This window comes from Flavobacterium psychraquaticum, assembly GCF_034497725.1.
GTDB classification, from domain to species: Bacteria; Bacteroidota; Bacteroidia; order Flavobacteriales; family Flavobacteriaceae; genus Flavobacterium; species Flavobacterium psychraquaticum.
The window spans coordinates 145,489-159,958 of record NZ_JAXKVR010000025.1 but is presented as its reverse complement, the minus strand read 5'-3'; the positions used below and the strand labels follow the sequence as shown (position 1 = coordinate 159,958).

The 14,470-nt window shown below is 34.3% G+C and carries 11 protein-coding genes; 7 read left to right on the top strand and 4 right to left on the bottom strand.

The features are described from left to right. Positions 1-11: 11 nt before the first annotated feature. The 3 genes from porK to topA all read right to left on the bottom strand — a co-directional run bounded on the left by porK (position 12) and on the right by topA (position 5,218). Positions 12-1,394, bottom strand: coding sequence for a T9SS ring complex lipoprotein PorK/GldK (gene porK, locus T1L09_RS04845; RefSeq protein ID WP_322549820.1), 1,383 nt, complete (start codon positions 1,392-1,394; stop codon positions 12-14). Positions 1,395-1,549: 155 nt separating this feature from the next. Further along, positions 1,550-2,698, bottom strand: a complete 1,149-nt coding sequence (locus tag T1L09_RS04840; protein ID WP_322549819.1) for a formimidoylglutamase — start codon at positions 2,696-2,698, stop codon at positions 1,550-1,552. Positions 2,699-2,704: 6 nt separating this feature from the next. Then, positions 2,705-5,218, bottom strand: coding sequence for a type I DNA topoisomerase (topA, locus tag T1L09_RS04835; RefSeq protein ID WP_322549818.1), 2,514 nt, complete (start codon positions 5,216-5,218; stop codon positions 2,705-2,707). A 296-nt stretch (positions 5,219-5,514) separates the two neighbouring features. On the opposite strand from topA, the gene miaB reads away from it, so the two are divergent. The 7 genes from miaB to groL all read left to right on the top strand — a co-directional run bounded on the left by miaB (position 5,515) and on the right by groL (position 12,088). Continuing rightward, positions 5,515-6,966, top strand: a complete 1,452-nt coding sequence (gene miaB / locus T1L09_RS04830; protein WP_322549817.1) for a tRNA (N6-isopentenyl adenosine(37)-C2)-methylthiotransferase MiaB — start codon at positions 5,515-5,517, stop codon at positions 6,964-6,966. A 51-nt stretch (positions 6,967-7,017) separates the two neighbouring features. Continuing rightward, positions 7,018-8,283: a sigma-54 interaction domain-containing protein gene (locus T1L09_RS04825; RefSeq protein WP_322549816.1), complete on the top strand. Its 1,266-nt coding sequence runs from the start codon at positions 7,018-7,020 to the stop codon at positions 8,281-8,283. Beyond that, positions 8,283-8,786: an LptE family protein gene (locus tag T1L09_RS04820; protein ID WP_322549815.1), complete on the top strand. Its 504-nt coding sequence runs from the start codon at positions 8,283-8,285 to the stop codon at positions 8,784-8,786. The genes T1L09_RS04825 and T1L09_RS04820 overlap by 1 nt, the downstream gene beginning before the upstream one ends. Positions 8,787-8,806: 20 nt before the next feature. After that, positions 8,807-9,625 carry a hypothetical protein gene (locus tag T1L09_RS04815; protein ID WP_322549814.1) on the top strand — a complete coding sequence of 273 codons (819 nt, stop codon included), beginning with the start codon at positions 8,807-8,809 and terminating at the stop codon, positions 9,623-9,625. After that, positions 9,625-9,978 carry a preprotein translocase subunit SecG gene (secG, locus tag T1L09_RS04810; RefSeq protein WP_322549865.1) on the top strand — a complete coding sequence of 118 codons (354 nt, stop codon included), beginning with the start codon at positions 9,625-9,627 and terminating at the stop codon, positions 9,976-9,978. Before T1L09_RS04815 ends, secG begins: the two co-directional genes overlap by 1 nt. A 137-nt stretch (positions 9,979-10,115) precedes the next feature. Further along, positions 10,116-10,391 carry a co-chaperone GroES gene (locus tag T1L09_RS04805; protein WP_322549813.1) on the top strand — a complete coding sequence of 92 codons (276 nt, stop codon included), beginning with the start codon at positions 10,116-10,118 and terminating at the stop codon, positions 10,389-10,391. A gap of 71 nt (positions 10,392-10,462) precedes the next feature. Next, complete coding sequence (groL, locus tag T1L09_RS04800) at positions 10,463-12,088, top strand: chaperonin GroEL (protein ID WP_322549812.1); 1,626 nt, start codon at positions 10,463-10,465, stop codon at positions 12,086-12,088. Between the two features lie 176 nt (positions 12,089-12,264). Here the strand turns inward: groL and T1L09_RS04795 are convergent, their stop codons facing one another. Beyond that, on the bottom strand, positions 12,265-14,424 hold the full coding sequence (locus tag T1L09_RS04795) for a polyribonucleotide nucleotidyltransferase (RefSeq protein ID WP_322549811.1): 2,160 nt from the start codon (positions 14,422-14,424) through the stop codon (positions 12,265-12,267). Positions 14,425-14,470 lie beyond the last annotated feature (46 nt).

The window sequence follows — 14,470 nt, the reverse complement described above, 5'->3', positions numbered from 1 at the left end:
TTGGTTAAATACTATTTTGGTCTGTTTGTAGTAGAGCCAGTTCCCATATAATCTTGAACTGTTCTAAAACCGATGTAACTTCTTGCTGAATCAGCATATTCAAAATCACGCGTTGAAACTTGCAACATATATCCTACATCTTTCCAAGAACCACCACGAACAACTTTTCTTTGATTAGTTTTGTCTGCGATGTGTGGATTCATTGTTGAAGTAAACTCATAAGCTTCTGCGAAATAAGAACTTTCTGTCCATTCAGAAACGTTTCCAGACATGTTGTAAAGATTAAAATCATTTGCTTCGTAAGACTTAGCTTCAACTGTATATAGTGCACCGTCTGCTGCATAATCGCCACGGTTCGGTTTAAAGTTCGCCATAAAACAACCGCGGTCATTTTTAGAATAAGGACCTCCCCAAGGATAAGTTGCGCCTTCAAGACCGCCTCTTGCAGCATATTCCCATTCAGCTTCGGTAGGCAAACGGAAAGAATTTATTTGATCTCTACCTTTTTTCTTTTTGATGTATCCATTTTTGTACATCGTTCTCCAAGCGCAAAAAGCTTTTGCTTGGTTCCAAGAAACACCAACTACCGGATATTCTCCGTATGCTTGATGCCAAAAATAATCGTTGTGCATTGGCTCATTGTACGAGTACGCGAAATCTTTGATCCAAGCAGTTGTGTCAGGATAGATTTCAATAGGTGGCGCATCTTCGTAGAAATTTTTACGCCCTTTTTTCTTCACCGCTTTATTTAAATCAACTTGATTATATTTGAATTTCAATTTACTTACATCTATTGTTTTCAAACCGTTGTATGATTCAGATTCTGGTAGATACATAGAATCCATAACCTCAACATAAAACTCATCTGGATATTCAGATGTTTTTTTAGCCAATTTGGCTTTCTTATTTAATTTTCTACCGGCATACATATCATCATCAGTACCAACACTGTAATAATTGTCATACATATATTTATCATACGGAGTCATTTTTTCAGGATCTACATCAGCAAATGCATAATCTCCAATACTACCACCATTTCCAGTTCCAGAACCAGGTTTCTGCCCTTGCTCATCTGCAAATATTGCTAATCTTGTTCTAATTGTAGAATCTTTAACCCATTCAACAAACTGACGATACTCACTGTTAGTAATTTCCGTCTCATCCATATAAAATGAACGAACAGTTACTGTTTTAGTTGGCGCGTCTTGAACGTTAGCTAAATCATCATCCGATTTACCCATAATAAAGGCCCCTCCAGGTACTAAAGCCATCCCGTAAGGCTTTTCGGGATGCCATTTTTTTCCTTTCACTCCTACTAATTCTCCTTTATCTCCTTTACCACAACTGATAAACAATGACAAAATTGCTGTTAATGCAACAAACTTCTTCATATAAATTTGGGTTAAATGTAACTTCTACTTTAAGGGCGTAAACCTATTCATTAATTTTTAAAAAAACAATATAATTTAAAAAAAACTTAAAAAAATATTAAAATTTAGCAATTCGTGTAAACTAAAACTTGTTATATCTTTTAAAGTCAACATAATTACAAAATATTTCTCCGCTGCGCTTTCCACCATCTTTCTGGTATTTCTTGCTCGCAAGCTGCTAAATAATCTTCATTTGTGCAAGGTAATAACGTATTTTTTTTTAATTTATTATTAACATTTGTAAAAAATGGTATTTCAATCCACCAACGAGCTGTTTTATTGCTCTTATAAAAGACCAATTCATCTTCGTCAATTGGTACTATATACTTATTGAAGTTTTCTTTACTTCCAAAAGGGTATTCGCCTGATCGAAAGCTATATCCTTCTATAAAATACCAGATCATTTGCGCAATTAGAGCGCTTTCACGATCGTTAGAATTAAAATTAAATACTCCAAACGAAGAAACTTTATCGCTAATTCCAGCATACCGCGTTAAGGCACAAATTTCTTTTCCATCGAAACCATTGGGATTATTTTGTAGGAAATTTCCAGAAAAAGAGGATTGAATCGCAGTCATATCAACACTCACCAAATCAGCATCTCTAAAAACAGGTTCTGCAACCGCTATATTATTCGAAATTTCACCTAATCTATAGGCTTCAAAATACAATTTTTCAATCAAATCAATCTCCTCTTGCGCGTTGTAATATGTTTGATACCCTAAATTACAATAATTAAATAAGTTATTAGGTTCTTCGACAATAATTTTTGTTAAAAAAGAATTTGAAGGTAAAGAATTTTCCTGTGCAAAATCAAATTTATTATCGACAGTTACTAAATTAACCATTTGATCTAAATTATCATAAGCCCTGTAAATTGCATACGTTAAATCTTGACTTCCTCCAATAATTATGGGCAGAATTCGTTTCTTAATCAGCTGTTCAACTAATTTTTTTACTACAAAATAAGTATCTTCTATACTTTCTCCTGCTTCAACGGTTCCTATATCTGCAATAGAGACATTCCAATTTCCAGGATACAAACTATAAAATTGCTTTCTAAAACTATCAAAAGCTAGTTCTTCGTTTTGATTATCTTCTCCTCTATTTTCATTCACGGTAATTATTGCTAATGAAATATCGTCTAAGACCGGAAAATCTGTCTTCGTATGAAATATAACTTTCTTACCTAATGTTTTATTAGGTAAATTAACTAAAAACGCTTCCATTGAAGCCGAAATAGGTTGTAAAAAATCAAAAACCATTTCTTATTACTTTTTGGCGGTTGTTTTCTTAGCGGGTACTTTTTTAGCCGGAGCTTTTTTTGCGGTTACTTTTTTTGCAGGCGTTTTCTTTTCTATCATATCTTGAACTTGCGCTAACGTCAATGCACTTGCATCTACATCTTTGCTCAACTCAATTTTGATTTTTCCTTTTGTAATCACAGAACGTCCCCATCTTGCTTTTTCAACAAGAATTCCCTCGTCTTTCCAATTGTGAATTACTTTATCTATTTCTTTTTGAATTTTATCTTGAATCAATTCAAAAATATCTGATTCGGAAAGATTATCGTAATTGTATTTTTTATTTACATTAATAAACATTCCGTTCCATTTGATGAAAGGACCAAAACGACCTGTTCCTTTCTGAACTGGCAAATTTTCATACATAGCAATTGGAGCATCCGCTTGTTCTTTTTCGGCGATAAGCTCTTTTGCTCTTTCCAAGGTAACATCTAATGGATCTTCGCCTTTAGGTAACGAAATAAATTGTGTGCCAAAACGAACATACGGTCCAAAACGACCATTATTCACTTCAATTTCTTCCTCTTTATAAGTTCCTAATTGTTTAGGCAATAAAAATAAATCTAGAACTTCTTCCAAAGTGATGTTCCCAATATTTTGATCTTGGCGTAAACTTGCAAATTGCTTGTTTTCTTCTTCGAAATCTCCAATTTGAGCCATTGCACCATACTTTCCTAAACGAACAGAAATTTGTTTGCCCGAAACAGGATGCATTCCTAAAATACGTTCCCCACTTTCTCTTTCTGCATTTTGCTCGACATCCACAACAATAGGATGGAAATGACTGTAAAAATCATTCATCATTTTAGCCCAATCCACTTTTCCTTCTGCGATTTCGTCAAAATCTTGTTCTACTTTTGCAGTAAAATTATAATCTAAAATAGTTGAGAAATTTTTAACTAAAAAGTCATTAACGATAATTCCGATATCTGTTGGTACTAATTTCCCTTTATCCGAACCTGTGTTTTCCGTTAAAACTTGTGCTTTTACTGTACTATTCTTTAAAACTATTTGATTGTATTTTCTTTCTTGTCCTTCAAAGCTTCCTTTTTCCACATAAGTTCTAGCGATAATCGTAGAAATAGTTGGTGCGTAAGTTGATGGACGACCGATTCCTAATTCTTCTAATTTCTTAACTAAAGAAGCTTCTGTATAACGACCAGGCGCACGCGAGAAACGTTCTGTTGCAGTGATGTAATTGTTAACTAATTTCTCATTTACTTTTAAAGCCGGTAAAATTCCTTCTTGCTCTTCATCATCGTCGTCATTACCTTCTAAATAAACTTTTAAAAATCCTTCAAACTTGATAACTTCACCAGTAGCTGAAAATGTTTCGGAAAAATTATTTGCTTCAATCTTCACATTGGTTCTTTCTAATTCGGCATCGCTCATTTGAGAAGCCAAGGTTCTTTTCCAAATTAAATCGTACAAACGTGCCTGATCTCTATCGATATTCACGGTATGACGCGACATATCCGTAGGACGAATTGCTTCGTGAGCTTCTTGAGCACCTTTAGCTTTCGAATTAAATGTTCTTGGTTTAGAAAACTCCTTTCCGTAGTAACTTGTAATTTCTGCTTGAGCTGCTGCCATTGCATCTTGTGACAAGTTTACACTGTCGGTTCTCATATAAGTGATTAATCCAGCCTCATATAAACGTTGTGCGATTTGCATTGTGATTCCAACAGGTAAATACAATTTTCTAGCTGCTTCTTGTTGCAAGGTTGAAGTTGTAAAAGGAGCTGCAGGCGTTTTTTTCGTAGGTTTTGTTTCTAAATCGCCAACTTTATAGGTTGACCCAATATTTTTATTTAAGAAATCTTCTGCTTCTTTTTTAGTTGCGAAGTTCTTTGGCAATTTAGCTTTAAAAGTTTTTCCTGCTTCATTTGTGAATTCTGCAGAAATGCTATAAGAAGCTTCGGCATTGAAATTTTGAATTTCACGTTCACGTTCCACAATTAATCGCACAGAAACGGATTGCACACGACCTGCTGATAAACCACCTTTTACTTTTTTCCAAAGAACAGGTGATAATTCATATCCAACTAATCGATCTAAAACTCTTCTTGCTTGTTGTGCATTAACTAAATTATAATCAATTCCACGAGGATTATCAATAGCTTTTAGAATTGCTGTTTTTGTAATTTCGTGAAAAACAATACGTTTTGTTTTTTCTGGTTTTAATTTTAATTCTTCTGATAAATGCCAAGAAATAGCTTCACCCTCGCGGTCCTCATCCGAAGCCAACCAAACCATATCGGCATTCTTAGCTAACGATTTTAATTTGGTAACCAACGCTTTTTTATCGGCAGAAACTTCATATTTTGGTTTAAATCCATTTTCAACATCTACTCCAATTTCTTTGGAAGGTAAGTCTGCAATATGTCCATAACTCGACTCTACTTGATATTCGCTTCCTAAAAATTTCTCAATGGTTTTTGCTTTTGCTGGTGACTCAACGATAACTAAATTCTTTGCCATGTGTCTTATATTTTGTTTTAATCTTTGTGGTTTGAGATTTAACTCCCAAGGGGCAAAAGTATATGTTTTTTTTAAATTTTAAGTTTTTGAATTCATTTTTACCAATAATAAATTTATTCATCGCTAATTTCATACCTATATATTAAAGTGTAAAACCAATTAAAATCTGAAATCCTAAGCGTTATATGTCCTAATTAAAATTCTTTGTTAAACCTTAACTGTCATCTTGTCAGATTTTAAATTAATAGTATATTTGCATTCCCTAAGTTTCGGGATGATTTAAAGTAAATCTTTATATGGAAAAGGTAATAGATGAAAACAAACAAGGCGAAAGCTTAGTTTTAGACCAGAAAGCAGGAAATACAAAAAAACTATTTATAGAGAGTTATGGTTGCCAAATGAATTTTTCGGACAGCGAAATTGTGGCGTCAATTCTTTATGAAAATGGATACAATACCACACAAAATTTAGAAGATGCCGATTTGGTATTGGTAAACACATGTTCTATTCGTGATAAAGCGGAACAAACTATACGTAAACGCTTACAAAAGTATAACGCCGTAAAAAGAGACATAAACCCGAATATGAAAGTTGGTGTGCTAGGCTGTATGGCCGAGCGTTTGAAAAGCCAATTTTTAGAAGAGGAAAAAATTGTTGATTTAGTTGTAGGGCCTGATGCCTACAAAGATTTGCCCAATTTACTTTCAGAAGTAGAAGAAGGAAGAGATGCAATCAACGTAATTCTTTCAAAAGATGAAACGTATGGCGATATTTCTCCGGTTCGATTAAATAGCAACGGCGTTAACGCTTTTGTATCGATTACAAGAGGTTGCGATAACATGTGTACGTTTTGCGTAGTTCCTTTTACACGCGGACGTGAACGCAGTCGTGAACCACAAAGTATTATTGCTGAAATTCAGGATTTACACAATAAAGGTTTCAAAGAAGTGATGTTATTAGGTCAAAATGTAGACAGTTACCTTTGGTATGGTGGCGGTTTGAAGAAAGACTTTGACAAAGCAACAGATATTGAAAAAGCAACTTCAGTAGATTTTGCCCAATTATTGGATCAATGTGCGACACTTTTCCCAAAAATGAGATTTAGATTCTCGACTTCAAATCCGCAAGATATGCATCTTGAAGTTATTGAAACTATGGCAAAACATCACAACATTTGTAATTATATTCATTTACCGGTTCAAAGTGGAAGCACTAGAATATTAAAGGAAATGAATCGCCAACATACGCGTGAAGAATATATAGCATTAATTGATAAAATATACGAAATTATTCCAGATATTAGTTTATCACAAGATATTATTACGGGATTTCCAACAGAAACGGAAGAAGATCATCAAGATACTTTAAGTTTGATTGCATACGTTAAATATGATTTCGGCTTTATGTTTTCTTATTCCGAACGACCAGGAACAATGGCTGCCAGAAAATTAGAAGACGACGTTCCCGAAGAAGTAAAAAAACGCAGATTATCTGAAATTGTAGCTTTACAACAAACGATTGCATTGGAAAGAACCCAACGATTCCTTGGACAAGAAATGGAAGTTTTAATTGAGCGCGAATCCAAGCGTTCTAATCAACATTGGAGTGGTAGAAATTCACAAAATACGGTAGTAGTTTTTCCAAAAGAAAATTACAAAATTGGTGAATTCGTACTAGTTAAAATGACCGATTGCACCAGCGGAACCCTAATTGGTAAAGCAACAGGATATTCTGAATTAATGAATTAAGTTTTAAGTTAACCTTTTAAACTTCAAACCTTAAACTTTTAAATTTTTTAAATGGAATCAATACAAGCAATAAAACAACGATTTGAAATTATTGGGAATGATCCAAAGCTAAATCGTGCCGTGGAAAAAGCTATTCAGGTAGCACCAACGGATATTTCGGTATTGGTAACGGGTGAAAGTGGTGTTGGTAAGGAAAGTATTCCGAAAATCATTCACGCACTTTCACATAGAAAACACGGTAAATACATTGCAGTAAACTGTGGCGCTATTCCAGAAGGAACGATTGATAGTGAACTTTTTGGTCACGAAAAAGGTTCGTTTACTGGTGCAACTGGTGCTAGAGATGGTTATTTTGAAGTAGCTGATGGCGGAACTATTTTTTTAGATGAAGTGGGTGAATTACCTTTAACTACGCAAGTAAGATTATTACGTGTTTTAGAAAATGGCGAATTCATAAAAGTAGGTTCTTCTCAAGTACAAAAAACGAATGTTCGAATTGTAGCAGCAACAAATGTGAATATGTTTGATGCAATTGAAAAAGGAAAATTTCGTGAAGATTTATATTACCGATTAAGTACGGTTGAAATAATGCTTCCGCCTTTACGCGATCGAAAAGAAGATATTCATTTGTTGTTTCGAAAATTTGCTTCTGACTTTGCTCATAAATATAAAATGCCTGCTATTAAGTTAGAAGATAACGCGGTTGAAGTTTTATTAAAGCACCGCTGGAACGGAAACATTCGTCAATTACGAAATGTTGCCGAACAAATTTCAGTATTAGAGACGAAACGCGATATTACTGCACAATCACTTCTATCCTATTTACCATCAGAACATCAGAATTTACCCTCAGTAATTGGGACAAAAAAGTCGGAGAGTGATTTTAGTAACGAAAGAGAAATATTATACAAAGTACTTTTTGATATGAAAAGTGACTTGAACGATTTGAAAAAACTAACGTTAGAATTAATGCAAAACGGCAATTCAAAAGTTCAAGAAACCAACAAAGGGTTAATTCAGAAAATTTACGGTAAACCTGAAGAAAACACTATGTTTGAAGAGCAAGAACAGAGCGTTGAGATGCTTCCAAATCAAAATAGTAGAGATCAGGAGGAATTTGAAGACGAAGATGACGATGAGAATTATTTATTTGCCGAAACTGTTGACGAAGAAGAAACTTTAAGTTTAGAAGCTAAAGAAATTGAATTGATTAAAAAATCTTTAGACCGAAATAAAGGTAAAAGAAAAGCAGCAGCTGACGAATTAGGCATTTCAGAACGTACTTTATATAGAAAAATTAAACAATACGATTTATAATGAGATATCTTTTAATTGCTTTGGGCTTGACCCTATCATTACTTGCTGTGAGCTGTGGTGTTTATAATTTTACAGGAACAGGAAAAATTGATGCAAAGACTTTTCAAGTAAATTACTTTCAAAATAATGCGGAATTAATTGAACCTGGAATTGAGCGAACATTTACAATAGCTTTACAAGAGATTATCCAAAACCAGACGAATTTAAATTTAACTACGTCAGGTGGTGAATTACTTTATGAAGGTGAAATTACAGATTATAGAATTACACCGATGACGGCCACAGCCGATCAAAGAGCAGCACAAAATAGATTAACAATAAGTGTAAATGTTCGTTTTGTGAATAGAAATAAAGAAGCAGATAATTTTGAGAAACGTTTTTCATTTTATTATGATTTTGATGCCAATCAACAATTAGTTGGTTCACAACTTACAGCTGCTTTAGATGTTATCTTTGAACGTATTACGCAAGATGTTTTTAATGAGTCATTAGCAAAATGGTAATTTTTTAAATTTTACTTGAAATGAATAGAGCTGATTTAACATATCTTTTAAACCAACCCGACGCCATCAACGAAAAACAAACGATAGCTTTAGAGCATGTGGTTTTGCAGTTTCCCTATTTTCAGGCAGCTCGAGCTTTGCATTTAAAAGGATTGTACAATCAGGAAAGTTTTAGATACAACTACGAATTAAAAAAAACGGCAGCACACACCACAAATCGAACTATATTATTTGAATTTATAACATCAGATGAATTTACTTCGATACAACAAGAAAAAATTGATGAAATTCAAAAAGCCGTTATGGATATTGAAGTGAATTCCTTTGAAGAAATAAGTGCGTCAGGAACTCTGGAAACAGCGAACGTAGTGGATGTTGACTTATCACAAACGGTTGAAGAAATAATAAAACTTAAAACTTCAGCAGAAAAGTTAGAAATTGGAAAACCGCTACCTTTTACAATTAACGAGAAACATTCCTTTCAAGAATGGTTACAACTTACTAAATTTGCACCTATTGAGCGTACAGATGAGGAAGCTGAAATTGAAATTGATGTAGAAAAGCAAAAAAAATCAGATTTAATTGATAAATTTATTGAAGCCAATCCAAAGATTGCTCCAGTAAAGGAATTAACCAAAACACCAGCAAACATTAGCAAAAACGTTGACGAACCAACACATTTAATGACAGAAACTTTAGCTAAAGTATATTTAGAACAAAAAAAATATACAAAAGCGATGCAAGCTTATGATATTTTAATTTTGAAATATCCAGAAAAAAGTAGTTTCTTTGCAGACCGAATAAATGAAATCAAGAATTTACAACAAAATAATAATTAATTATGGGATTTACAGGCTTTTTAATTGCAATAACAATTGTTTGTTTTTTATTAATCTTAGCTGTTATGGTGCAAAACCCTAAAGGTGGAGGTTTATCTTCTTCATTTGGAGGATCACAACAATTAGGAGGTGTTCAAAAAACAACTGACTTTTTAGACAAAAGCACTTGGACATTAGGAGGAATTTTAATTGCTTTAATTTTACTTTCTAGTTTAAGTTTCAACGGAACTCAAGCTTCTGGATCAAAAATATTAGGAGAAGAAGAAATGGTTATTCCTACTACGACAATTCCTACTACGCCAACTACTCCAACTGCACCTGCGACACCTGCTGCCGATGCACCTGCGAAATAAAAAACTTATTAAAATATAAAAAATGCCAGCATGTCAGTGCTGGCATTTTTTATATCAGAAAATATGACATAAAAAGCAATTGGCACAGTTTCTGACCATTCAAGTTAATCAAATAATAATTAAAAAAAATATAAACCATGTCATTAAACATTAAACCTATTTCAGATCGCGTTGTGATTGCTCCATTGGCTGCAGAAACAACAACAGCTTCAGGAATTATAATTCCGGAAACCGCTAAAGAAAAACCGCAAAAAGGTACTGTTGTAGCTGTTGGAAATGGTAAAAAAGATTACACAATGACTGTTAAAGTTGGCGATGTAGTCCTTTATGGAAAATATTCAGGTACCGAATTCAAATATGAAGGTAAGGATTACCTGATTATGAAAGAGGATGAAATTTACGCAATTCTTTAACTATTAGCAGGTAGACTGTATAATGTAAATTGTACAAAAAATTAAACTTCAAACAACTAAAAATTAAAAAAATGGCAAAAGATATAAAATTCGATATTGAAGCTCGCGATGGTTTAAAACGTGGAGTTGATGCATTAGCAAACGCAGTAAAAGTAACGCTGGGACCTAAAGGAAGAAATGTAATTATTTCTAAATCATTTGGTGGACCTGTGGTAACTAAAGATGGTGTTTCTGTAGCTAAAGAAATCGAATTACAAGATCCTTTAGAAAATATGGGTGCTCAAATGGTTAAAGAAGTAGCTTCAAAAACTAATGATTTAGCAGGAGACGGAACTACAACTGCAACAGTTTTAGCACAAGCTATCGTAAAAGAAGGTTTGAAAAACGTTGCTGCCGGGGCTAATCCAATGGACTTAAAAAGAGGAATTGATAAAGCTGTAGAGGTTATTGTAGCTGAATTAGCAAAACAAGCGCAAGCAGTAGGTGATTCATCGGATAAAATTAAGCAAGTAGCTTCAATTTCAGCTAACAATGACGAAACAATTGGTGATTTAATTGCTGTTGCTTTTGGAAAGGTTGGAAAAGAAGGTGTAATTACTGTAGAAGAAGCAAAAGGAACAGATACTTATGTAGATGTTGTGGAAGGAATGCAATTTGATAGAGGGTATTTATCACCCTATTTTGTAACAGATGCAGACAAAATGGTTGCCGAATTAAGTAATCCTTATGTTTTACTATACGACAAAAAAATATCAAATTTACAAGAATTGTTACCCGTTTTAGAACCCGTAGCACAATCAGGAAGACCTTTACTAATTATTGCTGAAGATGTTGACGGACAAGCCTTAGCAACTTTAGTGGTAAACAAATTACGTGGTGGTTTAAAAATCGCTGCAGTAAAAGCACCAGGTTTTGGGGATAGAAGAAAAGCAATGTTGGAAGATATCGCTATTTTAACAGGCGGAACTGTAATTGCAGAAGAAAGTGGTTATTCATTAGAAAACACTACTTTAGAGATGCTAGGAACGGCTGAAAACATTACTATTGACAAAGACAACACAACAATTGTAAATGGTGCTGGAGATGCTGAAAACATCAAAACTAGAGTGAACCAAATCAAAGCGCAAATCGAAACTAGTACTTCAGATTACGATAAAGAAAAATTACAAGAACGCTTAGCAAAATTAGCTGGCGGAGTTGCAGTTTTATATGTTGGTGCTGCTTCTGAAGTAGAAATGAAAGAGAAAAAAGACCGTGTTGACGATGCATTACATGCAACTCGTGCCGCAGTTGAGGAAGGAATAGTTGCTGGAGGTGGCGTTGCTTTAGTAAGAGCAAAAGCTGCTTTAGTTAACTTAAAAGCAGAAAACGCAGATGAAGCAACCGGAATTCAAATCATCAATAAAGCGGTAGAGTCTCCTTTGAGAACTATTGTTGAAAATGCTGGTGGTGAGGGTTCTGTAGTAATTGCAAAAGTAACTGAAGGATCTGGAGATTTTGGATATAACGCAAAAACAGGAGAATACGTTCAAATGTTAGCTGCTGGTATTATTGACCCTAAGAAAGTAACGCGTGTAGCTTTAGAAAATGCAGCTTCAGTAGCTGGAATGATTTTAACTACTGAATGTGCTTTAATTGACATCAAAGAAGACGCAGCTGCTATGCCAATGGGCGGCGGTATGCCAGGAATGATGTAATTCTCGAAGTACGAAATACAAAGTTTAAAACCCCGATTAGTAATTCTAATCGGGGTTTTGTTTTACTTCCTAATTCTGATAATAATAGTTCCGATTTAAAATAAGGAAATTAAAACTAAAAAATCCCATTTCAAATGAATGAAATGGGATTTTTATATGAACTAATAATCAAAGTATTAACCTTGTGGCGTATCCTTTTTCTCAATTGGTCTTTCTTCTCTTGGAGGTCTTGGTAAAAGTGCTTTTCTTGACACTTTTTCTTTACGTGTTTTTGGGTCTAAACCTAAATATTTTACTTGAAAAACATCGCCCATATTTACAACATCGGTTACATTTTCTGTTCTTTCCCAAGCTAATTCTGAAACGTGTAATAAAACTTCATTTCCTGGAGCTTCTGTATATTCTACAACGGCACCAAAGTCTAACATTTTAATTACTTTCACTTCGTATGCTTCTCCCATTTGTGGTTTGAAAATGATCGAATCAATTTTAGCTAAAACAGCAGCAATTCCTGCAGGATCAGTTCCTAAAATTTCAACTACACCTTGCTCATCCACTTCATTGATAACAATTGTACAACCCGTAGCTTTTTGTAACTCTTGAATTACTTTTCCACCAGGACCAATTAAGGCACCAATAAATGCACCAGGAATTGTTCTCATAATAATTTTTGGAGCGTGAACTTTCACATCTTCGTTTGGTTTTGCTAAAGTTTCAACCAATTTACCTAAGATATGCAAACGTCCATCACGAGCTTGAGCTAATGCTTGCTCCATAATTTCGTATTTCAATCCGTCGATTTTGATATCCATTTGACAAGCAGTAATTCCTTCTGAAGTTCCCGTTACTTTGAAATCCATATCTCCTAAATGATCTTCATCACCTAAAATATCAGATAACACAGCAAAACGTTCTCCGTCTGTAATTAGTCCCATTGCAATTCCAGAAACTGGACGTATCATTTGAATACCTGCATCCATTAATGATAATGTTCCAGCACAAACTGTTGCCATTGAAGAAGAACCATTTGATTCTAATACTTCAGAAACAACACGAATTGTATAAGGACAATCAGCAGGAATCATATTTTTCAATGCTCTTTGTGCCAAGTTTCCGTGACCAACTTCTCTTCTTGAAGTTCCTCTCAATGGACGAGCTTCTCCTGTTGAAAATGGTGGGAAATTATAGTGCAAATAGAATTTTTCTTCTCCTTGTTCTGATGGTGAATCAATTTGGTTAGCTTCTCTAGAAGTTCCTAAAGTTGCAGTTGCCAAAGCTTGAGTTTCTCCACGTGTAAACAAAGCAGAACCATGAACAGATGGTAAATAATCAACTTCACACCAGATATCTCTGATTTCTGTAGTTTTTCTTCCGTCTAAACGTGTTCCTAAATCTAAAGTTACATTACGAACTGCTTCTTTATTGACTTTCTTAAAATATTTAGAAACTAAATCTCCATCAGCAGCCAATTCTTCTTCAGTAAATAATGCTTTTACTTCTTCTTTTACTTCATCAAATGCAGCTGAACGCTCTTGTTTAGCTGAACCTTTACTTGCAATCGCGTAAATTTTATCATAAGAAGCTGCTTTTACTTTTTCGTAAATAGCTTCATCTTCTCTTTCTCCTTCATACGTACGAACTTCTTTTTTACCAAAAGCAGCTTGCAAACGCAATTGTGCTGAAATTTGATTTTTGATGTGTTCGTGTGCAAATTTAATTGCCTCTAACATTTCAGCTTCTGAGATTTCTTTCATTTCACCTTCCACCATTGCGATAGAATCCATAGAAGCACCAATCATCATATCGATGTCTGATAATTCTAATTGAGCACGAGATGGGTTAATGATGAATTTTCCATCAATTCTACCAACTCTAGCTTCTGAAATTAAAGTTTCAAAAGGAATGTCAGATAATGCAAGCGCTGCCGAAGCTGCTAATCCTGCTAATGCATCTGGCATTACGTCTTCGTCATGAGACATTAACTGAATCATAACTTGAACTTCTGCATGATAATCTGATGGAAAAAGTGGACGCAAAACACGGTCAACTAATCGCATGGTTAACACTTCGCTATCACTTGGACGTGCTTCTCTTTTGAAGAAACCACCAGGAAAACGACCTGCTGCAGCAAATTTTTCTCTGTAATCTACCGTTAACGGTAAAAAGTCGATACCTGGACTTGCTTTTCTTGCGGAAACAACTGTACCTAAAATTACAGTTTTTCCAATTCTTACTACTACAGAACCATCGGCTTGTTTTGCCAAACGTCCTGTCTCGATTGTGATGCTTCTGCCATCACCTAAATCGATGCTTTCTACAAATAATTGTGGAATCATAAATTAATTCTCTAAGGTTATACAAAGGGTTAGTTGTGTTGTTGTT

Bases quoted from the DNA above. Each gene is read 5' to 3' on its own strand.
- T1L09_RS04795 (WP_322549811.1), bottom strand. From the start codon at position 14,424: ATGATTCCACAATTATTTGTAGAAAGCATCGATTTAGGTGATGGCAGA.
- groL (WP_322549812.1), top strand. From the start codon at position 10,463: ATGGCAAAAGATATAAAATTCGATATTGAAGCTCGCGATGGTTTAAAA.
- porK (WP_322549820.1), bottom strand. From the start codon at position 1,394: ATGAAGAAGTTTGTTGCATTAACAGCAATTTTGTCATTGTTTATCAGT.
- T1L09_RS04805 (WP_322549813.1), top strand. From the start codon at position 10,116: ATGTCATTAAACATTAAACCTATTTCAGATCGCGTTGTGATTGCTCCA.
- T1L09_RS04820 (WP_322549815.1), top strand. From the start codon at position 8,283: ATGAGATATCTTTTAATTGCTTTGGGCTTGACCCTATCATTACTTGCT.
- T1L09_RS04815 (WP_322549814.1), top strand. From the start codon at position 8,807: ATGAATAGAGCTGATTTAACATATCTTTTAAACCAACCCGACGCCATC.
- topA (WP_322549818.1), bottom strand. From the start codon at position 5,218: ATGGCAAAGAATTTAGTTATCGTTGAGTCACCAGCAAAAGCAAAAACC.
- T1L09_RS04825 (WP_322549816.1), top strand. From the start codon at position 7,018: ATGGAATCAATACAAGCAATAAAACAACGATTTGAAATTATTGGGAAT.
- T1L09_RS04840 (WP_322549819.1), bottom strand. From the start codon at position 2,698: ATGGTTTTTGATTTTTTACAACCTATTTCGGCTTCAATGGAAGCGTTT.
- miaB (WP_322549817.1), top strand. From the start codon at position 5,515: ATGGAAAAGGTAATAGATGAAAACAAACAAGGCGAAAGCTTAGTTTTA.